Here is a 21514-nt window from a genome sequence, read left to right as displayed (position 1 = left end):
GTCCTCGCGCAGGCTGGTGCGGCCGACGACGCCGCACTAACCTGCGCGGGTGGGCAGTAGGGTGAACTACGCCGTGATCCGCGACGGCTCGCACACGCTGTACTTCCACGGCGGCGGCGCCGGGGACAGCCTCGACTATCTGTTCGCGCCGGGCCCGGACGTGGTGCTGCGGTGGATCGCGCAGCTGGGCGAGCAGGTGACCGGCGAGTGGCTGACCGACCCGCTCTGCACGGGCGGCGTGCTGATCGACACCGACCGGCGTGTGCTGCTGCTGTTCGCCAACCTGCTTGGCGACTACGCCTACCGCGCCGCCGTGCTCGACGCCTTCCGCCGCACCTGGCCCGGGTGGGAGATCCGCTGGGCCTACGACGGCGTCGCAGACCTGATCACGTACGTCGGGGGCGACCCCGCCGCGGCCCGGGTCCCGCTGGACGCGCCGCGGCTGCCGCGCTACGACGGCCACGACCCCGAGCTGCCCCTGACGGCCCTGGTCACCGTCGCAGGCGAGCAGGGCTGCCGGGCCTACGGGCTCAGCCCCGACCTGGCCGACGCGCAGCCGTTCCGGGCAGGCCCCGCGCTGGTCGACTGGCTCGCCGCAGGGGAACCGCTGGAATGGTGCGACGAGATCCCCGGCACCGGGCTGCACCTGGACCCGGCGACCCGCACCGCCGGGCTGTGGAGCATCCGGCCGTTGCGCGGGCTGCGGGAGGCTTGGCCGGCGCTGTGGCCGGGGTGGACGCTCGACTTCTGGGGCGACGCGCACATCCGGCAGGTGGCGCTGTGCCCCGACGTGCTCGACGAGGTGCCGCCGGTGCTGGTCGAGCCCGGCCTGCGTGAGCTGGCGCGGCGGCTGGTCGACCTGTGGCCGGTGCGGTCGGCGCTGGCCGAGGCCGGCCTCGACGTGGATCAGCTGTACGTCCGCGATGTCGGCGGCATGCGGGCGATGCTGGACGTCGGGCTGACCGCCGACGAGCTGGCCAGGACCGTCGACGCCGTCATGGGGCGCTGAAAACCCCGGTGTGCGCCGCCGGGCGGCCGGTACGCTGCGTCAGCTGGAGATCATTTCTGGCGGGCTCGTGGAACGGCCCGCCTCAGGCAGGGAGTAAGGCGATGGGGCAGGCACTGGTCGTGGGCGACCGGATCGAGGTGCTCCTGCTCAAGGAGGACCGGGAGAAGATCCGCTACACCGCGGACGTGCTCGCCGACGACGGCGCGCACCTCGTGGTCCGGGCCCCGTGGGCGGGCACGCAGGCCCGCGACTTCGGCTTCGTACGCTTCGAGCAGGGCGACGTCTTCACCGAGCACTTCTGGCGCGACCGCTGGTACGCGGTCAAGGAGGTGCGTGACGCGTCCGGCAGCCGCAAGGGCTGGTACTGCGACGTGACCCGGCCGGCCGTGCAACGCGGGGGCGTGATCGAGGTCGTGGACCTGGACCTCGACCTGTGGGTGCCCGCCGACGGCGGCGCGCCGCTGCGCCTGGACGAGGACGAGTTCCTCGCCAGCGGGCTGCCCGAACGCGAACCCGGCACCGCGGCACGGGCCTGGCAGGCGCTGGCCGAACTGGAGGAACTGGCCGCCGACGGCTTCGCCGGCCTGGGCTGACGCGGCGCGGGCGGCTTTGCGGAAAAGTTGCCCGAGGGCTGGGAACCGAACCGCGACCGGCGCGGTCACAGGGGCATGAAGGCTACGACTCTTGGACTTCGGGTGGCGTTCGCGTCGCTCGTGCTGCTTGCTGCCGGGTGTGGGCGTCCGACCGACGCCGCCGACGGCGAGGGCGGCGGCTACTCGTTCCCCGGTGGCGACACGGTCGCGCTGCGCGTGGACCACGTCGGCGGCTTCGTGCCCGCGACGGTCAACCTGACCCGGTTGCCGGCGGTCAGCGTGTACGCGGACGGCCGTGTCATCACCCAGGGGCCCACCACCCTGGAGTACCCCGGCCGGGCGCTGCCCAACATCCAGGTGCGCCGCGTCTCCACCGGCGACGTGCAGGCACTGGTCGCCAAGGCGGTCGAGGCGGGCGTCGGCCAGCCGACCGACCTCGGCACCCCCGGCGTCACCGATCTGCCGAACACCCGGATCGTCGTCACCACCGCCGACGGCGTAAAGAAGACCGAGGCGTACGCGCTGCTCGACGACATGACCAACGCCGGGCTGACCCCCGCCCAGGAGCAGGCGCGGCGCAAGCTGCTGGATCTGATCAAGTCGCTGACCGACCTGGACACCTCGCTCGGGGCCGGCAAGGTCGGCCCGGTCGAGCTGTACACCCCGACCAAGGTCGCGGCCGTCGCCACCGAGTGGCAGGACTCGGGCGCCGGGGTCGACGCCGGCCCCGCCGTGGCCTGGCCGGGTCCGGCCCTGCCGGGCGCATCGCTGGGCGAGGGCCTGAACCTGGGCTGCGTGGTGGCCGACAAGGAGGCGCCCGCGGTGCTCGCGGCGGCCGCCAAGGCCACCGCCATCACGCAGTGGACCTCGGGCGGCAAGAACTGGACCGTCACCCTGCGTCCGCTGCTGCCCGACGAGACCGGCTGCGAGTCCCTCGGCAAGTGACCGAGCCGCCCGCGGCCCCGTAGTCGAAGCTCCGTCCAGGCTGCCTCCCCGGCCAGGACGGAGCTTCGCCCATCCGACCCGTCGCCCGTCCGCAGCGTCCACACGCACCGCACCCCATTTTAAATAGACGATGGCCTATTTCATCGAGAAAATGTGCATCATTCTCGATGAGATAGGCCATCGTCTACGCGTGGCGGTCGCGGACCGGGCGCTGGCGGTTGCGGTGGTAGAGGAGGGCGCCGGCGGTCAGGAGCAGGGGCCAGAGCAGGTACCAGCCGGTGGCTGCCAGCAGGCCGACGACCGCGATCAGCGCGATCATCGCGTGCTTGCGGGCGGCCGAGCCGCGCGGCAGCAGCCGCAGCGCGGACGCCGCGCCCAGGGCGTACACCGCGACGAACGCACCCGTGGCCAGCAGCACCAGCGGCTCCGCCCCGGTGCCGGTGAGCGCGACCGCGGCCATGGCCACCGCCGACAGGCCGGAGGTGACGGCGAGGCTGCGCCGAGGCACGTCACCGGCGCTCGCGCCGCGGGCCAGCCAGGCCGGCAGCGCGCCGTCGCGGCCCAGTGCCGCGCCGAGCTTGGCGGCACTGCCGTAGTAGGCGTTCATGGTGCCGAAGGTCAGCAGCAGCGCCGCCGCCGCGGCCAGCGCGCTCGCCGGGCCGCCGAGCCCGATCGCGAGCAGCCGGGCCAGCGGCGCGTCCGCGGTGGCGTCCGGACCGAGCACCAGGATGCCCGCACCGGCCACGGCCAGGTACAGCACGCCCACCACCGCGACCGCGATGGCGGCGGCCCGGGGCAGGTCCCGCTCGGGCCGCCGGAAGTCCGCAGCCAGGTGCGTGATCGCCTCCCAGCCGGCGAAGCTCCACACCAGCAGTGCGGCCGCGGGCGCGATGGCGAGCCAGCCGTGCGGCGCGAACGGGCGCAGATTCGCGGTGTCGCCGTGCGGAGCGGCGCTGATCACGGCGGTCAGCAGCAGCGCGACCAGCAGCACCGCGAGCACCAGCTGGACCCGGCCGGAGACGGTGACGCCGAAGATGTTGGTGACGGTGACGGCGATCATCAGCACGGCCGCGGTGAGCAGCACGGTGCGCTGCCCGCCGCCGAGCGCGGCCTCGACGTACGCCCCGGCGAACATGGCGGCGGCGGGGGCCCCGGCGGGCACCGCGAAGTAGAAGCACCAGCCGATCGCCCCGGCGGCCCGGGGGCCGAAGGCGAGCCGGACGTAGGTGGAGACGCCGCCCGCGTCGGGGTGCCGGGCGCCGAGCGCGGCGAAGGTCATGGCCAGCGGGATGGACAGCAGTACCAGTCCCAGCCAGGCGATCAGTGAGGCGGGTCCGGCGGCCTGGGCGGCCAGCGCGGGCAGTGCGATGACGCCGGTGCCGAGCACCGCGCCGACGTAGAGCGCCGCGCCCTGGGCCGTGGTGAGGCGTCCGGCGTGCGGAGGGCCGGCTGCGGTAGGGGCCTGCGGCCTGGCGATGGTCTCGGTCATGCCTTACAGCCTGTCCTGTGCGGGGTGGTCACAACAGTGGCAGGAATGCCTCCGTGCGATAGGATTCTGCCATGAAGCGGCACGTGGTCGCGCTGGCGCTGACCGACGACATTCCCGTGTTCGAGCTGGCAGTGCCGTGCGAAGTGTTCGGCATCGACCGCTCCGATCTGGTGGATCCCTGGTACGAGCTGCGCCTGTGCGCCGCCGAGCCCGGCCCGCTGTCGGTGCGCGGCGGTCTGACCGTGCAGCCGCGGCACGGCCTGGAGGGGCTCGCCGACGCCGACACGGTGATCATTCCTGCCTGCAACCGGATGGTGCAGTGCGGTCCTCCCTCGGCCGTCGTCGACGCGGTGCGCCAGGCGCACGCCCGGGGCGCGCGCATCGCCTCCATCTGCAGCGGCGCGTACGTGCTCGCCGCGGCCGGCCTGCTCGACGGTCGACGGGCCACGACGCACTGGATGAACATGGTCGACTTCGCCAACCGCTTCCCCGACGTGAAGGTCGACCAGGAGGTGCTCTACGTCGACGAGGGTGACGTGCTCACCTCGGCCGGCACCGGTGCCGGCATCGACCTGTGCCTGCACCTGGTACGCAACGACTTCGGCGCGGCGGTGGCCAACGAGGTGGCCCGGCGCATGGTGGTGCCTCCTCATCGCGAGGGCGGGCAGGTGCAGTTCGCCCACCCGCTGGCGCGTGGCGAGGCCCGCTCGGAGATCGCGCTGGTGCTGGACTGGGCCCGCGACCGGCTCGACCAGCCGCTGACCGTGGCGGACCTGGCCCGGCAGGCGCACCTGGGTCCGCGCACGTTCGCCCGCCGGTTCCGCGACAACCTCGGGGTAAGCCCGCTGCAGTGGGTTCTCGAGCAGCGCATCCGCCGGGCGCAGGAGCTGCTCGAGACCACCGACGAGCCGGTGGAGCGGATCGCGCTGCGCACCGGTTTCGGCTCGGCGGTCAACATGCGCCAGCACTTCCGCCGCTTCACCTCGATCTCGCCGCAGACCTACCGCCAGACGTTCCGCCGCCGGACGTCTGCGCCGGGCAAATAACAGTTAGCAAACTTTAAGAAAGGACCCCACGAGATCGTACGGCCACCGGGTCGAGGCCGGTATGAGAACAACGTGGAGGACGGCCGCGCTGGTGGCGCTGGCGGCGATGGTGATCGGCACAGGCGCGTGCGGCGGGGAGCCGCAGACGCCACCCGATCCGGCCGCGGCGGCACGCCAGCGTGTGCTCGACGACGCCGACGCGCCGTGTGTCACCGACCGCGCTCAACTCGTCGTGATCGAGAACGTCAAGCATGACCTGACCGTCGCGTGGCAGACCGGGCAGGGCGACACCGGCGTCGTGCTGCTGCACCAGTTGGACGCCGGGCTGTGCCAGTGGTCGGGCTTCGCCGGGCTGCTGGTCGAGCAGGGGCACCGGGCCCTGTCGGTGGACGTGAGCTCCCGCGACGCGGTGGAGTTCGCGCAGGCGGCGGTGGCACACCTGCGCGCGACCGGGGCCAAGCGGGTCTTCGTCGTCGGCGCCTCCCGCGGCGGCACCATCGCCCTGGCCGCGGCGGCGGGCGTGACCCCGCCGGTGGACGGTGTGGCCAGCCTGTCCGCGCCGACCGTGTACGACGCCGACGCCCGCGCCGCGGTGGCGAAGCTGTCCGCACCGGTCATCATCGCGGCCGGCGCCGGTGAGGCCCGGTTCGCCGACGCCGCCCGCGAACTGCACCGGCTGTCGGTCTCACCGCACAAGAAGCTGGTGCTGCCGGACTCCTACCAGCACGGCGTCGCCCTGCTCGACGGCGCCATGAACACGCTGCTGCTGGCGTTCCTGGCCGACCCGCCCGCCGCCACCGGATAGCGCCGTCTCCCGTTGGCCCACCACCGGCGCATCCTCACGCGCGCGACATGGCGCGGGAACGGTGGACGGCCGCGTCCCGGGGTGGGAGGCGGCCGTCCAGGCGGTGTGGAGACGGCTCAGGAGAGCAGCTTCTTGACCGCGGCGTTGATCGAGGCGGTGTCCGGCGACGCGTACGACTTCAGCGTCTCCTTGCTGTAGGTCAGGAAGGACGGGCAGCGGTTGGCGGGCGCGTTGACGGTGCCGCCGTCGCCGATCTTCTCGCCGGTCCTGGCGTTGTGGAAGGTCAGCGTGTAGCGCGAGGACATGTAGTCCACGGTCAGCTTCGTCCCGTCGCTGGCCTTGATGTCGCACTTCTTACCGGAAGCCTCGCTGCCCTCGACGTAGGCCAGGCAGCCGACGACACTCACCTGCGCGTACTCCGAGGACTTCGCGTAGTACGACGCCCGCGAGTCGAGGGACTTGGAGCTCCAGCTGGTCGGCCGGGCCGGGCTGTTGCCGAAGACGTACGCCTTGGCCGAGGCCGGGGCAGCGTACTCGGCCGCATTGAGGATCGAGCCGCCCTGGCACACGTCTTCGAAATCGCTGGAAGAGTCCGCGGTGATCGCGTTGTTGTTGCCCGGCGGCGCGGCCGTCGCGGACGTCCCGGGCGCCGAGCTGCGCGTCGGCGTGGTCGGGCTGATCGGGTCGTCGTCGTCGGCGGCGTTGGCGATCAGCGCCACGCCGACCCCGCACAGGATCAGCAGCAGCACCAGAACGCCGGCGACGATGCCGATGATGAGGCCCTTCTTGGACTTGGCCGGCGGCTGCGGCGCGTAGCCGGGCTGGCCGTAGGGCTGCTGACCGTAAGCCGGCTGGCCGCTGTACGGCTGCTGGCCCGGCGCGCCGTAGGACTGCGGGCCGGCGGGCTGGGACGAGACCGGCTGGGCGTACGGGTCGCTCGGCGAGCGGTACGGGTCGGGCTGGCCGGGGGGCTGGGCGTAGGGGTCGCTCACGTGTGATCCATTCACCTGATGTGCAGAATTCAAACCAACGTCTGAGGACCGTAGAGTCCTCGCGCCACCGGTCGCGACTTCACGCCGACGTCGAGGTGGCCGGCAGTCACCCATGGGGTGTAACGGCGACCGATCCGGCATGGCGTCGGACCGCGTTGCTCCGCGGGAACGTAAGCGCAGTTCGCCGCCTTTGCGGACGTGCCGCCCGGTGGGGATCGGACATACCCTCACCGCCGCTCGGCGCTTTCGTGACCGTGCTCCACCGGATCGGCCACAGGTGACAGAGATCACGCCGGTCGGAGAGGTTTCTTCCAACCCGTGGGACGCCGGCTACGAGAGTTGAGACGGCTCGGCGCTCCGCAGGCTGCGGATGCCAGGTGCCCGCCGGGGTCGGTCAGGAGCCGCCCCACGGGTTCAGGGCGCCCGTGGCGTCGCCACAGGTGGCGCTGACCCAGCCCTCGGGCCTGCCGTAGTAGTTGGTGGTGGTGGCCCGGCGGCTGCCGTCCTCGTCGACGTTCGTGACGTACAGGCCGAAGACGCCGCGGCCGTCGGCGCTGTCGAAGGTGCAGTGCACCGTGCTGCCGGGCGCGAACCCGTCCAGCTGCACGCCGATGTAGGCGCACGCGGACCCGGAGCAGTTGTCCGCGCGGGGGTTGTCGCCGCGGAAGACGGTGACCTTGGGCTGCGCCCCCTCCTGGAACGGCGGCCACTTCACCGCGGCGGCCAGCGACAGGTAGGCCAGGACCGTGCCGACGACGGCGGCCACGATGGTGACGATCGCGCTGGTCCGCTTCAGCGGGGTGGGGGATTCCGCGCTGGACATCGGCTACTCCTGGTGACGAAGGGCTGCGCAGATGGTACGCAACCGCTGCTGCCAGCCGTTCGGCCAGGTGGTCCGTCCACCGGGGACGGGAGAGCGGCAGGCGCCCCGTGGGAAGGCGCCTGCCGCTCCGATGTGGTGGGACGGTACGCGTCAGCCGAGGCCGTTGCGCATGGCGGTGATCAGCTCACCGTTGGTGGTGTCGCCGGACAGCTCCCAGAAGAAGCCGCCGCCGAGACCCTGGTTGTTGGCGTACGACATCTTGCCGCCGATGGTGGACGGGGTGTCGTAGCTCCACCAGTTGCTGCCGCACTTGGCGTATGCGGTGCCCGCGACGGTGCCCGTGGTCGGGCAGGTGTTCTTGAGGACCTTGTAGTCCTCGATGCCCGCCTCGTAGGTGCCCGGCGCCGCGCCGGTCGCCGAGCCGCCGGGTGCGGCCTGGCTGACGCCCGTCCAGCCGCGGCCGTAGAAGCCGATGCCGAGCAGCAGTTTCGCCGACGGCACCCCCTTGCTCTTGAGTTTCTGGATGGCCGCGTCCGAGTAGAACCCGGGCGTGGGGATACCGGTGTACGAGGTCAGCGGCGAGTGCGGGGCGGTGGGGCCCTGCGCGGCGAACGCGCCGAAGTAGTCGTACGTCATGACGTTGTACCAGTTCAGGTACTGCGCGGCGGCGTTGTAGTCGGTCGCGTCGATCTTGCCGCCGTTGGTGCCGTCCGCGGTGATCGCGGCGGTGACCAGGTAGTTGCTGCCGAACCTGTTGCGCAGGGCCTGCGACACGTTGCGGAAGGCCAGCGGGCCGCTGCTGTCACAGGACAGGCCGCAGGCGTTCGGGTACTCCCAGTCGATGTCGATGCCGTCGAACACGTCCGCCCAGCGCGGGTCCTCGACCAGGTTGTAGCAGCTGTTCGCGAAGGCGGTCGGGTTCTGCGCGGCCTGGGTGAAGCCGCCGGACCAGGTCCAGCCGCCGAACGACCACAGGATCTTGATGTTCGGATACAGGCGCTTGAGCTTGCGCAGCTGGTTGAAGCTGCCGCGCAGCGCGCCCGCGTCCCAGGTGTCGGCGACGCCGTCGACGCTCTCGGCCGCGGTGTAGGCCCGGTCGTAGTCGGCGTAGGCGTCGCCGATCACGCACTGGCCGTTGGTGACGTTGCCGAACGCGTAGTTGATGTGGGTGAGCTTGCCCGCCGACGCGCTGGTGGCGATGTTCTTGACGTGGTAGTTGCGCTGGTACACGCCCCAGTTCACGAAGTAGCCGAGCAGCTTCTTGCTGCCGGGCGGCGCGGTCGGGCCGGACGGCGACGGCTGCGGCGGCGACGACGAGGGGGAGGCGCTGGGCCGCGGCGAGCTGGGCGCCACGGTCGGGGTCGGCGGGTTGCTCGGCGGGGTGCCGGGGCCGTCCAGGGAGAAGTCGTCGGCCTGGTAAGCGGCCTGGCCGTACCAGCCGTGCACGTTGACGGTCAGCGAGGTCTGCCCCGCGGCCGTGGTCAGGTTCAGGCTGAGCTTGGTCCAGGCGTTGGCCGAGGCCGGGTTCCAGGTCTCGGTCCCGCCGGTGTAGCCGAGGTACACGTATCCGCCGCCGCCGCGCACCCAGGCACTGAGTACGTACGCGGTGTTGGGCAGCACGGTGACGGTCTGGCTGCACTGGGCGTGGTTGCCGGCGTTCGGCGAACCCTGCAGCGCGCGGGTGCCGGCGTGCACGGGGGTGGTGACGACGCTGCCGAGCCCGGCGCTGCAGCTCCACGGGGACAGGCTGCCGGTCTCCAGGCCGGGGTTGGCGATCAGGTTGGCCGCCGAGGCGGCGGATGAGATGGCCAGTGATGCGCCCATCGCGACGACGGTGGCGGCTGTGGCCGCGAGTATCCGGGTGCGAAGGCTCTGAACTGGGCGTTTCATGAGCTACCACCTACCTTGGGGGTGCAGGCTGACTTCATGTAATCGCCAACATAAATTAAAGAAACCTAATAGTAAAGACAGGTTTCAATGATTCATTACGCTGCGTTCGCGTAATGGTGATCGACAGTGGTCACCGGCTGCCCGGACAAGGCAGCATGACAGGGTGCAAGCGATGAACGAGAGCGTCGCGGAGCTCGCCGCGATGATGGCCGAAGGCGGCGTGGCGGTGCTCAGCGGCGCCGGGCTGTCCACCGAGTCCGGCATCCCCGACTACCGCGGGCCGGACGGGGTGCAGCGGCGCCATGCGCCCATGACCTACCAGGCCTTCACCCGCGAGCCGCAATCCCGCGTGCGCTACTGGGCGCGCAGCCACCTCGGCTGGCGGACCATCGCCCGCGCCTCGCCCAACGCCGGCCACCAGGCCGTGGCCGCACTGCAGCGGCACGGCCTGCTCTCCGGCATCGTCACCCAGAACGTCGACGGACTGCACCAGGCCGCGGGCGCCGAGGGCGTGATCGAGCTGCACGGCAGCCTGGACCGGGTGATCTGCCTGGGCTGCGGGGAGGTCACGCCGCGCGCCGAGCTGGATCGGCGGCTGCACCGCGCCAACCCCGGCTTCTCGGCCCGTATCACCGCCGTGCACCCCGACGGCGACGTCGAGTTCGGCGACGACGAGCTGGCCGGCTTCGGCACCGTCGACTGTGCCGGCTGCGACGGCGGCCTGCTCAAACCCGACGTGGTCTTCTTCGGCGAGACCGTGCCGCCCGTACGCGTCCAGGAGTGCTTCGACCTCGTCGAACGTTCCCGTCTGCTGCTCGTGCTGGGCTCTTCCCTGACGGTGATGTCCGGCCGCCGCTTCGTCATCCGGGCGGTCAAACTCGGCATCCCCGTTGCCATCGTCAACCGCGGCACCACCCGCTCCGACGCCCAGGCCACCCTCACCGTCGACGCGCCGCTCGGCCAGGCCCTCCCCACCCTCGTCCACCGCCTCGCCGGCCGCCGCCTCACCGAAACCCTCGCCTGAGCCCGCCCGCCTGCGTCGATCATGAACTTATGGGCAGGCTCGACGGCGGGTCGCCGCCACAAATTCATGATCAACGGGTGGGTGGAGCGGCGGGCGGCAGGTAGCGGTCGAGGAAGCGGTTGCGGAACTTGCCGGCGGGATCCAGCCGGGCGGCCAGGGCGGTGAAGTCGGCCAGGCGCGGGTACTGGGCGCGTACCAGGCCGGGTGCGACGCCGAAGACCTTGCCCCAGTGCGGCCGTGCGCCCAGCGGGACCAGGCGGTCCTCGACGGCGCCGACCACCGGAGCGACCGCGGCCTCGTCGGCGATCCAGGTGAAGTGGAACGCGATGCTGTCCCGGCCGTGCGCCGGGCTGAGCCACAGCTCGTCCGCGGCGATGCTGCGGACCTCGGACACCTGTACCACCAGCGCGATCCGGTCGGCGATCCCATCCAGCGCGGCGAACGCCTCCAGCGCCCGGGAGCGCGGCACGAAGTACTCCGACTGCAGTTCGTCGCCGGCGCTCGGGGTGAAGTCGAGCCGGAAGTGCGGCAGCCGCTCGTGCCACGGGCCCGGCACCCCCTGCTGCGCCGTGCAGTGCACCGGCGACATGGTGACGATGGGGTGACGGGGGCCGTCGGCGGGCCGCGCCCCGAACAGGTCCCCGCTGACGGGTGAGGCGTCGGCGCGCTGCTTGAGCCACACCTGTTCGACGTCGGGCCCGCGCCAGCGGGTGAACAGGCTGACGCTGTACGCCGCCCCGAACACCTCGTCGAAGTGCTCCTCCAGCGCGGCGCGCGGCAGGTCCTCGTAGACGTGCTGGCGCACCTCGAAGGTCGGCACCACGTCGAGGATCAGCGCGGTCACCACCCCCAGCGCGCCCAGTGACACCACGCTGCCCGGCAGGTCGGCCGCGTCGACCGTGATCAGGTCACCGTCGGCGGTGACCAGCTCGATGCCACGGACCGCGGTGGCCAGATTGCCGTTGCGGTCGCCGGAACCGTGGGTCCCCGTGGCGACCGCACCCGCGATCGAGATGTGCGGCAGCGAGCCCAGGTTGTGCAGCGCGTACCCGTGGCGGTGCAGGTACGGCGCGAGCTCGCCGTAGCGGGTGCCGGCCGAGACCCGGACCGTCGAGCGCTCGCGGTCCAGCTCGGCGACCCGTGGCAGCCGGGCGACAGTGACCAGGTCGTCGGCCGTGTCGGCGATGCGGTTGAACGAGTGCGCGGTGCCCAGCGCCCGCACGTGGCGCGCGCCTGCGACGGCGGCCCGCAGCTCGTCCACCGTGGACGGGCGGTGCAGCCGGGCCGCGCTGAAGGTGACGTTGCCGGCCCAGTTGGTCCCGTCGGTGGCCATGACACGTGAGCCTAGATCACATCCGTCCCCGCCGGGAACGGTCGCCCGGATTGAGGCGGCGCCGGAGGGCCGCCCGCCCGACGCCCACACCGGCAGGCGGGTGCCGTCCGCGCGGGCCATCCTCCCGCCCCTGCGGCAACTCGTGAAGACTCGCGCACGGGGACGCTTCGGAAGGCGCGAGTCTTCACGAGTTGCGGCAAGGGGGTCTGTGGGCGGCGTCGTCGGAGAGGTCGACGACGCCGCCCGGTGCTGACACCGTCCCAGCCCCGGGACGGTGTCAGGCCGCGATGCCGCCGGCGCTGATCACATCGCGGTACCAGAGCGCACTGTCCTTCAGCAGGCGCTGCTGGGTGTCGTAGTCGACGCGGACGATGCCGAAGCGTTTGCCGTAGCCGAACGCCCATTCGAAGTTGTCCAGCAGCGACCACACGAAATACCCGCGCAGGTCGGCCCCGGCGGTCATGGCCTCGTGCGCCGCGGCGAGGTGTGCGCGCAGGTAGGCGATGCGCTCGCCGTCGCGGACCCGGCCGTCGGCGTCGACCTTGTCGTCGTACGCGGCACCGTTCTCCGTGACGTAGAGCGGCAGGTCCGGGTGCCGGCGGTGCAGGGTGGTCAGCACGTCGCGCAGGCCGGTCGGGTCGACGGTCCAGCCCATCTCGGTGCGCGGGCCGGGGGTCTGGTGGAACGTGATGTCCTGGCTGGCCGGATACACCGAGGGCTCCTCGTTCGGTGTCGTCGCGGCGCTGACCAGGTCGGGGGCGTAGTAGTTCACGCCCAGCGCGTCGATCGGCGCGGAGATCACGGCCAGGTCGCCGTCGCGCAGGAAGGACCAGTCGCTGACCTCGGCGGTGTCGGCGATGACGTCGGCCGGGTACGTCCCCGTCATGATCGGGTCGAGGTAGATGCGGTTGAGCAGGCCGTCGATGCGCCGGGCGGCGTCGCGGTCGGCGGCCGATTCGGTGAGCGAGCGCACTGCGCCCTGGTTGAGGGCGATCGACACCTGCGCCGACGGCACCGCGGCGCGCAGCGCCTGCACCGCCAGGCCATGGCCGAGCAGCAGGTGGTGTGTGGCCACCAGGGCGTCGGCGGGGTTGCGGCGGCCGGGAGCGTGGAAGCCGGCGCCGTAGCCCAGGAACGCCGAGCACCACGGCTCGTTGAGGGTGCACCACAGCTGCACCCGGTCGCCGAGGCGCGCGGCGACGACGGCGGCGTAGTCGGCGAAGCGCAGCGCGGTGTCGCGGGCGGTCCAGCCGCCGCGGTCCTCCAGGTGCTGCGGCAGGTCCCAGTGGTAGAGGGTGGCCGCGGGTTTGATCCCGGCGGCCAGCAGCTCGTCGACGAGCCGGTCGTAGAAGGCGATGCCGGCCGGGTTCTCCCCGGAGCGCCCGCCCGGCTGCACGCGTGGCCAGGACACCGAGAACCGGTACGCGGACAGCCCGATCTCGCGCATCAGCGAGACGTCCTCGCGGTAGCGGTGGTAGTGGTCCGCGGCGACGTCGCCGGTGTGGCCCTCGGCCACCAGGCCCGGGGTGGCGCAGAAGGTGTCCCAGATCGACGGGGTGCGGCCGTCCTCCGCCACGGCGCCTTCGATCTGGTACGCGGCGGTCGCCGCACCCCACCAGAAGTCGGGGGGAAACCGCAGCTCCTTGGCGGTGGCTGCGGCTGGTGCCTCGGTCTGGGTGGGCATGGGTTCCCTTTCGTGGAAACGGGCCGGTGCGGAGAGCGCGCCGGGAAACGCGGTGGAGAGCGCTCTCCGAATGAGTCTCAGGCTCCCGGCAACGGCCCGCCGATGTCAAGGGCGAATGACCGCGAGGCAATGAGGGAATCGATGAAGCGGCTAACAAATACGTCTCATGCGGACAGTTCGGCATCGTCGGGGGTCGCTGTCTTGACAGCGGAGAAATATCGGCGTAACACTCGGAGAGCGCTCTCCACCTCACGGCCCTCCGGCCGGAGCTCTCCCCGTTGCAACAGGTAGGAGCCCCATGACCCCCGTCAGTCACCGCCCGGGTGCGCGGCACATCGCCCGCCGCTGGCGGATAGCCATACCCATCGCGGTCACCACGGTGATCTCGTCGCTCGCGCTCGTGATCCCGTTCACCAGCGCCAGCGCCGCCGACTCGCTGATCTCGCAGGGCAAGCCCGTCACCGCGTCCTCGGTCCAGGGCGCCGACCTCGCCGCGGCCAACGCCGTGGACGGCAACTCCGGCACCCGCTGGGGCAGCCAGTGGAGCGACCCGCAGTGGATCCGGATCGATCTCGGCCAGACCGCGTCGATCAGCCAGGTGATCCTGGAGTGGGAGGGCGCGTTCGCGCGCTCGTTCCAGATCCAGACCTCGGCCGACGACGTCAACTGGACCCCGATCTACACGACCACCACCGGCCCCGGCGGCACGCAGACCCTCAACGTCACCGGCTCCGGCCGGTACGTGCGCATGCACGGCACCGTGCGCAACGCCGGCTACGGCTACTCGCTGTTCGAGTTCAAGGTGATCGGCTCATTCGGGTCGGCTCCGAGCCCGAGCGCCAATCCCGGCGCCTGCGGCACCACGAACGTCGCCCAGGGCAAGACGGCCACCACCTCCTCGGTGGAGAACGCGGGCACCCCCGCCTCCGCGGCCGTCGACGGCAACGCGGGCACCCGCTGGTCCAGCCTGTACAGCGACCCGCAGTGGCTGCAGGTCGACCTCGGCAGCACGCAGAGCATCTGCCAGGTGGTGCTGCAGTGGGAGGGCGCGTACGCGACGGCCTTCCAGCTGCAGACCTCGGCGACCGGCACCGGCGGCTGGACGAACATCTACAGCACCACCACCGGCCCCGGCGGCACCCAGACGCTGAACGTGGGCGGCAGTGGGCGCTACATCCGGATGTACGGCACCACCCGCGCCAACGGTTACGGCTACTCGCTGTGGGAGTTCAAGGTGTTCACCGGCGGTGTGGTGACCTCCCCGTCCACCTCGCCGAGCACCGGCCCGTCGACCAGCCCCAGCCCGTCGGGCAACTGGACGACGGTCTGGGAGGAGAACTTCGACGGCGCGGCCGGCACCTCGCCGAGCGCGGCGAACTGGCTCATGCGCACCGGCACGCAGTACCCGGGCGGCGCGGCGAACTGGGGGACCGGCGAGGTCGAGACCGCCAGCAACTCCACCGCCAACGTCTACCTCACCGGTGACGGCAAGCTGAACATCAAGGCGATCCGGGACGGCGCGGGCGCGTGGACCTCGGGCCGGCTGGAGACCCAGCGCACCGACTTCGCCCCGCAGCCGGGCGAGCTGCTGCGCTTCTCCGCCGTCATCCAGCAGCCCAACGTGGCCAACGGCCTGGGCTACTGGCCGGCGTTCCGGGCCACCGGCGCGGCGTACCGCGGCAACTACAACAACTGGCCGGGCGTCGGCGAAACCGACATCATGAGCGGGGTCAACGGCCGCAGCCAGCTGTCGAACACCCTGCACTGCGGCACCGCCCCCGACGGTCCGTGCGGGGAGTACAACGGGCGCACCTCGGGCCTGGCGACCTGCCTCGGCTGCCAGACCGCGTTCCACGAGTACGCGCAGGTCATCGACCGCACCAAGACCGACGAGGAGATCCGCTTCTACCTCGACGGCCGGCAGACCTGGGTCGTGCGGGAGAGCCAGGTCGGCGTCGCCGCCTGGCAGGCCGCCGTGCACCACGGCTTCTACCTGCGGCTCGACCTGGCCATGGGCGGCCTCTACCCGAACGCCATCGCGGGCGAGACCGTGCCGACCGCGGAGACCACCTCCGGCGGCGTGCTCGCCGTCGACAAGGTCACCGTGTCGAGGCAGACCGGCAGCACCGCACCGGCGATGACCGACCCGGCGATCCCGGGCGGCCCGAGCGTCGTGCGCATCACCGGCACGCAGGGCAACTGGCAGCTCCAGGTCAACGGCGCGCCGTTCCTGGTCAAGGGCCTCACCTACGGCCCGCCGCAGGGCGCCGCCGACGGTTACATGCGCGACCTGAAGAACATGGGCGTCAACACGATCCGCACCTGGGGCGTGGACGACACGCAGACCCCGGTGCTGCTGAACACCGCGGCCCGGCAGGGCCTCAAGGTGATCGTCGGGCACTGGCTCAACCAGGGCGCGGACTACGTCAACGACACCGCGTACAAGAACGCGGTCAAGGCCGAGATCGTGGCCCGGGTCAACACGCTCAAGAACAACCAGGGCGTGCTGATGTGGGACGTCGGCAACGAGGTGCTGCTCACCATGCAGGACTTCGGGCTGCCGGCCGCGGAGGTCGAGGCGCGCCGCAACGCGTACGCCGCGTTCGTCAACGAGGTCGCCGTGGCGATCCACGCCGCGGACCCCAACCACCCGGTCACCTCGACCGACGCGTGGGTCGGCGCGTGGCCGTACTACAAGAACCACTCGCCCGCGCTGGACGTCTACGGCATCAACTCCTATGGCGCGGTCGGCGGCCTCAAGCAGGCCTGGATCGACGGCGGTTACACCAAGCCGTACGTGCTCACCGAAGGCGGCCCGGACGGCGAGTGGGAGGTGCCCAACGACGTCAACGGGGTGCCCCTGGAGCCGACCGACCTGCAGAAGCGGGCGCAGTACACGGCGAGCTGGAATGCGCTGCTCAACCACCCGGGCGTCGCGCTCGGCGGCACCGAGTTCCACTACGGCCTGGAGAACGACTTCGGCGGCGTCTGGCTCAACACGCTGACCGGCGGCTGGCGCCGGCACGGGTACCACGCCCTGAAGCAGGCCTACAGCGGCACGCCGTCGGCGAACACCCCGCCGGAGATCACCAGCCTGACCCTGTCGAACCAGACGTCAGTCCCGGCGGGCAGCCAGTTCACGCTGTACGTAGGCGCCAGCGACCCGCAGGGCGACCTGCTGCGCTACAACATCATGTACAGCAACAAGCACATCAACGGCAACCGCGGCTTCGACAACGTGCGCTTCACCCAACTGGGCGGCAGCAACGAGTTCTCGGTGACCGCGCCGCAGCAGATGGGCGTCTGGAAGATCTACGTGTACGTGTTCGACGGCCACGGCAACGTGGGCATCGAGCAGAAGTCGATCCGGGTCGTCGCGCCGACGGTGCCGGGCACCAACATCGCCCAGGGCCGTCCGGCAACCGCGTCGTCGTACCAGCCGACCGGTACCAACGGGCCGCAGCTGCCGTCGTACGCGGTGGACAACAACTACGGGACCCGCTGGGCCAGCGAGTGGCTGACCACGGCGTGGCTCCAGGTCGACCTCGGCTCGGTGAGGACCTTCAACAACGTCCTGCTCGGCTGGGAGGCGGCGTACGCCAAGTCCTACCAGATCCAGGTCTCCAACGACGGGACCAACTGGAACACGGTCTACTCGACCACCGCCGGCAATGGCGGGTTCGACATCCTCCCGGTCACCGCGACCGGCCGCTATGTCCGTATGAACGGCTCGGAACGGGCCACCACGTACGGCTTCTCACTGTGGGAGTTCGGCGTCTACCAGAGCTGACGCCGGACCGCTCACCGGGTGCGGCGGGTGGAGGCATCGACCCGCCCGCCGCACCATCACCTGCTCGCCGTCGCATGATCGTTCGACTCGCCAGGCACGTGGGCGTATCTTGAAGCGCCACTCGCCCACCTGCCTGGCAAGCCGGGCGATCCCGTCCCCGCGCGGGCCTGTTCGGCCGGGAAAAGCGCCCAAGTCCGTGCAGGTGGGGAGCGGAGAGCGCTCTCCCTTTGTGCTATAAAGACGTTCATGACCAGTGACCAGACGCCGGCACAGCGGCTGCCGACGCTCGAGGACGTCGCCCAGGTGGCGGGCGTGTCCAGGGCCACCGTCTCGCGGGTGATCAACAACATCCGCAACGTCGACCCGCAGTTGCACAAGGTGGTCTGGGACGCGGTCACCGCCACCGGATACGTGCCCAACCGGGCTGCTCGGTCGCTGGTCACCGGTCGTACGGGCGCGATCGCGCTGGTCGTCTCCGAGGCGGAGAACCGCGCCGCGGACGACCCGTTCCTCGGCCGCTTCTTCTCCGACCCGTTCTTCGGCCGGGTGGTCGGCGGCGTGCTCAGCGTGCTGCGGCCGTCCGGGGTGCACCTGGCGCTGGTGCTGGCCGGTGACGAGGACGCCTGCGCCAAGGTCGTCTCGGATGTGCGCCAGGGCCAGGTCGACGGCGTCGTGGTGCTGTCCCTGCACCCGCACGATCCGCTGCCGCGTCTGCTGGCCGACGCGGGTGTGCCCGCGGTCCTCTACGGCCGCCCTGCCGCGCCGATGCCGATCAGCTACGTCGACGTCGCCACCTACCAGGGCGCGAAGCTGGCCGCGGACCATCTGGTCACGCGTGGCTGCCAGCACGTGGCCACCATCTCCGGCTCGGTGGACATGCCGGCCGGCGTGGACCGCCTCAACGGCTTCCGCGAGGCCATGGCCAAGCAGGGCGTGGCGTACGTGCCCTCCTATGACGGCGGTTTCACCCAGGAGGGCGCCGAGCGCGCCATGGAGCGGCTGCTCGCCGAGCACCCCGAGGTGGACGGCGTCTTCGTGGCCAGCGACGTGATGGCCCAGGGCGCGATGATGGTGCTGCGCGAGGCCGGCAAGTCCGTGCCGGACGACGTGGCCGTCATCGGCTTCGACGACAGCAGCGCGGCGCTGGCCAGCCGTCCGCAGCTGACCACCGTGCGCCAGCCGGTCGAGGACATGGCCGCCGAGATGGCCCGCCTCCTGCTCACCCGCATCGACCAGCGCGCCAACCGCACCACCAGCGTCATCTTCGATCCCGACCTGGTCCAGCGCGCCTCCGCCTGACCCACCGTCCCGACCCACCGGTCCGCGTTGGATCATCGTTTCCCGTTGATCATGAACTTATGGCGCGATTCGCCGGTGTGTCGCGCCCTCAACTTCATGATCAAATTTCGTTGATCGCATCGACCGGTCTGCCGTAACCTGCGCGGATGTCGGTCCCTGTAACAGCACGGCAACTGACTCTTGACAGGACTGGGCGGCGGCGCGATGCTCTGGCGTGGGAGAGCGCTCTCCGATAGAGCGCTCTCACGAAGCTCCTCAGCACGTTACCCCAAAAGAACGCACCATCCCTTCCTGTGTTTGGAGGAAAAGCATGCGTCCAGCCCTCAACGGCGCAAGCCTGCGCCGCCGCGCCGTCACGGTCGCGGTTCCGCTGCTCGCTGCCGCGCTGGTCATGACCACGGCTGCCTGTGGTGGCAGTGACGACCCGGCGAAGCCGGGTGAGAAGGTCAAGCTGACCATCGCGACGTTCGGCGAGTTCGGGTACAAGGACTTGTACAAGGAGTACATGGCCGCGAACCCGAATGTGGAGATCGTGGAGCGGATCACGAAGGCCGAGGATCACCACAAGAACCTCGCCGCGCACCTGGCCACGAACACCGGTGCCGCTGACATCGAGGCGATCGAGGAGGGCTGGGCCGGGCAGTTCACGGCGAACCCGGGCAAGTTCTACAACTGGAACGACTACGGTGCGGGCGAGATCAAGTCGCAGTGGCCGGCGTGGAAGTGGCAGCAGGGCTCGTCGGCCAAGGGTGAGGTCGTCGGCCTCGGTACCGACGTGGGCGGTATGGCGATGTGCTACCGCCGCGACATCTTCGAGAAGGCGGGCCTGCCGACCGACCGTGAGGCCGTGTCGAAGCTGTGGCCGACGTGGGAGGAGTACATCGCCACGGGCGTGAAGTTCAAGAACGCGAACATCAAGGGCTCGTCGTGGATGGATGGTCCGACGATCATCTACCGGTCGATCCTGGGCCAGCAGGCCGTGGGTATCTACGACGGTGACAAGGTGGTCGTGGAGAGCAACCCGGGTGTGAAGAAGGCGTGGGATCTGACGATCGATGCGATCAACAAGGGTCTGTCGGCGAAGATCGCGCCGTGGTCGGCTGACTGGAACGCGGGTATGGCCAAGGGCAGCTTCGTGACCCTGGCGTGCCCGTCGTGGATGATGGCCTACATCCAGAGCCAGGCCAAGGACTCCTCGGGTAAGTGGGACATCGCTGCGGTTCCTGGTGGTGGCGGTAACTGGGGTGGTTCGTTCCTGACGCTGCCCAAGCAGGGCAAGAACGTGGCCGAGGCGGCGAAGCTGGCCAAGTGGCTGGTCGCCCCCGAGCAGCAGGCGAAGGTGTTCCGTGCGCTGGGCAACTTCCCGTCGACCGTGTCCCTGTACGAGGAGGCGGTCATCAAGGACTTCAAGAACCCGTTCTTCAACAACGCGCCCGTCGGTCAGATCTTCTCGAACTCGGTGAAGACGATGGTGCCGCAGTACATGGGTCCGAAGTCCGGTGACATCAACACGGCGATTCAGAATGGTCTGACCCGTGTGGAGCAGGGCAAGCAGAAGCCTGACGAGGCCTGGACGCAGTCCCTCAAGGACGTCAACGCGCTTCTGTGAACCGTGCCGGGTCCGGCCGTCGCGTGACCGCCGCGGCCGGGCCCGGCCCCACCTGCCCGAAGGGACCGTTGGCCGGACATGAAATCCCTGCTCTACCGCCTGGACGTCAAGGGCTCGCCCTATCTCTATATCGTCCCGTTCTTTTTCCTTTTCGCCGCGTTCGGGATTTTCCCGTTGGCGTACACCGCGTGGGTCTCCATGCATGAGTGGAGCCTGCTGGCCGAGACGCATACGTTCATCGGTCTGCAGAACTACAAGGATCTGTTCGCTGACGAGTATTTCTGGAACGCGTTGCGTAACACGGCCCAGATCTGGGTGCTGTCGACGGTTCCGCAGTTGCTGATGGCTCTGGTGTTGGCGCATGTGTTGAATCAGCGGTTGCGGGCGCCGACGTTCTGGCGGATGACGGCGGTGCTGCCCAACATCACGTCGGTGGCCGCGGTGGCGATCATCTTCGGGCAGATCTTCGGCAAGGACTACGGCCTGGTCAACTGGATCCTGGAGTCGTTGGGTCTGGGGCGGATCGACTGGCAGGCCGGGACGGCGTCGTCGCAGATCGCGATCTCCGTGATGATCATTTGGCGGTGGACGGGTTACAACGCGCTGATCTACCTGGCCGCGATGCAGGCCGTGAGCAAGGACCTCTACGACGCCGCGTCCCTGGACGGGGCGAGCAGTTTCCAGCAGTTGACGCGGATCACGGTTCCGGCGATCCGTCCGACGATCATCTTCACGGTGATCATCTCGACGATCGGTGGTATGCAGGTCCTGGCCGAGCCGCTGCTGTTCGGCGGTGCGTCGGTGACGGGTGGCAGTGACCGGCAGTTCCAGACGTTGTCGCTGTATCTGTACGAGGTGGCGTTCTCGCGGTTCGACTTCGGTTACGCCTCGACCGCGGCGTGGGCGATGTTCGGCATCATCGTGATCGTCGCGGCGATCAACTACTTCCTGACCAGCCGCCTGCGGAGGTCCTGATGACCACGACCACCACCATCCCCAGGACCGTCGCGACGACGGAGGAGAAGAAGGCGGTCCGGCGTCGCCGGTCGTTCATGGCCGACCGGCGGCCGGGCAAGCTGGCCTACCTGGCGCTGGCCGCGCTGGCGCTGTTCTCCGGGTTCCCGCTGTACTGGTCGCTGGTCGTCGCGTCGCATGACAACGGCATCCTGGGGCAGGTCCCGCC

Annotated in this window: 16 protein-coding genes and 1 pseudogene; 11 read left to right on the top strand and 6 right to left on the bottom strand. The window is 70.5% G+C overall.

Annotation, left to right across the window (positions count from 1 at the left end; genetic code table 11):
• The first annotated feature begins 49 nt into the window (after nucleotides 1–49).
• The 3 genes from FLL47_RS35915 (at nucleotide 50) to FLL47_RS35905 (ending at nucleotide 2547) form a co-directional block, all read left to right on the top strand.
• Entirely contained in the window at nucleotides 50–1009 is a 960-nt protein-coding gene (locus tag FLL47_RS35915; protein ID WP_144127121.1) for a hypothetical protein, read from the top strand.
• A 101-nt stretch (nucleotides 1010–1110) separates the two neighbouring features.
• Entirely contained in the window at nucleotides 1111–1602 is a 492-nt protein-coding gene (locus tag FLL47_RS35910; protein WP_144127120.1) for a ribonuclease FAU-1 family protein, read from the top strand.
• A gap of 102 nt (nucleotides 1603–1704) precedes the next feature.
• Entirely contained in the window at nucleotides 1705–2547 is an 843-nt protein-coding gene (locus FLL47_RS35905) for a hypothetical protein (RefSeq protein ID WP_222106362.1), read from the top strand.
• A 184-nt stretch (nucleotides 2548–2731) separates the two neighbouring features.
• On the opposite strand, the gene FLL47_RS35900 is transcribed toward FLL47_RS35905, so the two are convergent.
• Nucleotides 2732–4036 carry an APC family permease gene (locus tag FLL47_RS35900; RefSeq protein ID WP_144127118.1) on the bottom strand — a complete coding sequence of 435 codons (1305 nt, stop codon included), beginning with the start codon at nucleotides 4034–4036 and terminating at the stop codon, nucleotides 2732–2734.
• 71 nt (nucleotides 4037–4107) lie between these two features.
• Between FLL47_RS35900 and FLL47_RS35895 the strand changes: the two genes are divergently transcribed.
• Nucleotides 4108–5082 carry a GlxA family transcriptional regulator gene (locus FLL47_RS35895; RefSeq protein ID WP_144127117.1) on the top strand — a complete coding sequence of 325 codons (975 nt, stop codon included), beginning with the start codon at nucleotides 4108–4110 and terminating at the stop codon, nucleotides 5080–5082.
• A gap of 61 nt (nucleotides 5083–5143) precedes the next feature.
• Nucleotides 5144–5887: an alpha/beta hydrolase gene (locus FLL47_RS35890; RefSeq protein WP_144127116.1), complete on the top strand. Its 744-nt coding sequence runs from the start codon at nucleotides 5144–5146 to the stop codon at nucleotides 5885–5887.
• Nucleotides 5888–6003: 116 nt separating this feature from the next.
• On the opposite strand, the gene FLL47_RS43320 is transcribed toward FLL47_RS35890, so the two are convergent.
• From FLL47_RS43320 to FLL47_RS35875, 3 genes are all read right to left on the bottom strand, one after another.
• The gene (locus tag FLL47_RS43320; RefSeq protein WP_186316114.1) at nucleotides 6004–6879 is read right to left on the bottom strand and encodes a flagellar basal body-associated FliL family protein; all 876 of its coding nucleotides are present in this window, start codon (nucleotides 6877–6879) and stop codon (nucleotides 6004–6006) included.
• A 394-nt stretch (nucleotides 6880–7273) separates the two neighbouring features.
• Entirely contained in the window at nucleotides 7274–7702 is a 429-nt protein-coding gene (locus FLL47_RS35880; RefSeq protein ID WP_144127115.1) for a hypothetical protein, read from the bottom strand.
• 150 nt (nucleotides 7703–7852) lie between these two features.
• Complete coding sequence (locus FLL47_RS35875) at nucleotides 7853–9592, bottom strand: glycosyl hydrolase family 18 protein (RefSeq protein WP_246159104.1); 1740 nt, start codon at nucleotides 9590–9592, stop codon at nucleotides 7853–7855.
• Nucleotides 9593–9764: 172 nt separating this feature from the next.
• On the opposite strand from FLL47_RS35875, the gene FLL47_RS35870 reads away from it, so the two are divergent.
• A complete protein-coding gene (locus tag FLL47_RS35870; RefSeq protein WP_425457793.1) occupies nucleotides 9765–10616 on the top strand; it encodes an NAD-dependent protein deacetylase in 852 nt (283 codons plus the stop codon).
• Between the two features lie 70 nt (nucleotides 10617–10686).
• Here the strand turns inward: FLL47_RS35870 and FLL47_RS35865 are convergent, their stop codons facing one another.
• Nucleotides 10687–11949, bottom strand: coding sequence for an FAD-binding protein (locus tag FLL47_RS35865; RefSeq protein ID WP_144127113.1), 1263 nt, complete (start codon nucleotides 11947–11949; stop codon nucleotides 10687–10689).
• A 277-nt stretch (nucleotides 11950–12226) separates the two neighbouring features.
• Complete coding sequence (locus FLL47_RS35860; protein ID WP_144127112.1) at nucleotides 12227–13633, bottom strand: GH1 family beta-glucosidase; 1407 nt, start codon at nucleotides 13631–13633, stop codon at nucleotides 12227–12229.
• A gap of 298 nt (nucleotides 13634–13931) precedes the next feature.
• Between FLL47_RS35860 and FLL47_RS35855 the strand changes: the two genes are divergently transcribed.
• The 5 genes and pseudogenes from FLL47_RS35855 to FLL47_RS35835 all read left to right on the top strand — a co-directional run.
• Nucleotides 13932–17423, top strand: a complete 3492-nt coding sequence (locus FLL47_RS35855; protein WP_144127111.1) for a discoidin domain-containing protein — start codon at nucleotides 13932–13934, stop codon at nucleotides 17421–17423.
• Nucleotides 17424–17669: 246 nt separating this feature from the next.
• Nucleotides 17670–18722: a LacI family DNA-binding transcriptional regulator gene (locus tag FLL47_RS35850; protein WP_144127110.1), complete on the top strand. Its 1053-nt coding sequence runs from the start codon at nucleotides 17670–17672 to the stop codon at nucleotides 18720–18722.
• A gap of 310 nt (nucleotides 18723–19032) precedes the next feature.
• Entirely contained in the window at nucleotides 19033–20331 is a 1299-nt protein-coding gene (locus FLL47_RS35845) for an ABC transporter substrate-binding protein (RefSeq protein WP_144127109.1), read from the top strand.
• A 78-nt stretch (nucleotides 20332–20409) separates the two neighbouring features.
• Nucleotides 20410–21306: a carbohydrate ABC transporter permease gene (locus tag FLL47_RS35840; protein WP_144127108.1), complete on the top strand. Its 897-nt coding sequence runs from the start codon at nucleotides 20410–20412 to the stop codon at nucleotides 21304–21306.
• Nucleotides 21306–21514, top strand: a pseudogene (locus FLL47_RS35835) (carbohydrate ABC transporter permease); the annotation flags it as partial. The gene FLL47_RS35840 and the pseudogene FLL47_RS35835, both read left to right, overlap by 1 nt.

This window comes from Catellatospora sichuanensis (assembly GCF_007483665.1).
Taxonomy (GTDB): Bacteria; Actinomycetota; Actinomycetes; order Mycobacteriales; family Micromonosporaceae; genus Catellatospora; species Catellatospora sichuanensis.
The sequence above is the reverse complement of the archived record's forward strand: the minus strand, read 5'-3'. Positions and strand labels throughout refer to the sequence as shown.

What these genes read in the sequence shown, in the direction of transcription:
- FLL47_RS35910 (WP_144127120.1), top strand. Translation starts at nt 1,111, where the DNA reads ATGGGGCAGGCACTGGTCGTGGGCGACCGGATCGAGGTGCTCCTGCTC.
- FLL47_RS35900 (WP_144127118.1), bottom strand. Translation starts at nt 4,036, where the DNA reads ATGACCGAGACCATCGCCAGGCCGCAGGCCCCTACCGCAGCCGGCCCT.
- FLL47_RS35895 (WP_144127117.1), top strand. Translation starts at nt 4,108, where the DNA reads ATGAAGCGGCACGTGGTCGCGCTGGCGCTGACCGACGACATTCCCGTG.
- FLL47_RS35890 (WP_144127116.1), top strand. Translation starts at nt 5,144, where the DNA reads ATGAGAACAACGTGGAGGACGGCCGCGCTGGTGGCGCTGGCGGCGATG.
- FLL47_RS35880 (WP_144127115.1), bottom strand. Translation starts at nt 7,702, where the DNA reads ATGTCCAGCGCGGAATCCCCCACCCCGCTGAAGCGGACCAGCGCGATC.
- FLL47_RS35875 (WP_246159104.1), bottom strand. Translation starts at nt 9,592, where the DNA reads ATGAAACGCCCAGTTCAGAGCCTTCGCACCCGGATACTCGCGGCCACA.
- FLL47_RS35870 (WP_425457793.1), top strand. Translation starts at nt 9,765, where the DNA reads ATGAACGAGAGCGTCGCGGAGCTCGCCGCGATGATGGCCGAAGGCGGC.
- FLL47_RS35865 (WP_144127113.1), bottom strand. Translation starts at nt 11,949, where the DNA reads ATGGCCACCGACGGGACCAACTGGGCCGGCAACGTCACCTTCAGCGCG.
- FLL47_RS35860 (WP_144127112.1), bottom strand. Translation starts at nt 13,633, where the DNA reads ATGCCCACCCAGACCGAGGCACCAGCCGCAGCCACCGCCAAGGAGCTG.
- FLL47_RS35855 (WP_144127111.1), top strand. Translation starts at nt 13,932, where the DNA reads ATGACCCCCGTCAGTCACCGCCCGGGTGCGCGGCACATCGCCCGCCGC.
- FLL47_RS35850 (WP_144127110.1), top strand. Translation starts at nt 17,670, where the DNA reads ATGACCAGTGACCAGACGCCGGCACAGCGGCTGCCGACGCTCGAGGAC.
- FLL47_RS35845 (WP_144127109.1), top strand. Translation starts at nt 19,033, where the DNA reads ATGCGTCCAGCCCTCAACGGCGCAAGCCTGCGCCGCCGCGCCGTCACG.
- FLL47_RS35840 (WP_144127108.1), top strand. Translation starts at nt 20,410, where the DNA reads ATGAAATCCCTGCTCTACCGCCTGGACGTCAAGGGCTCGCCCTATCTC.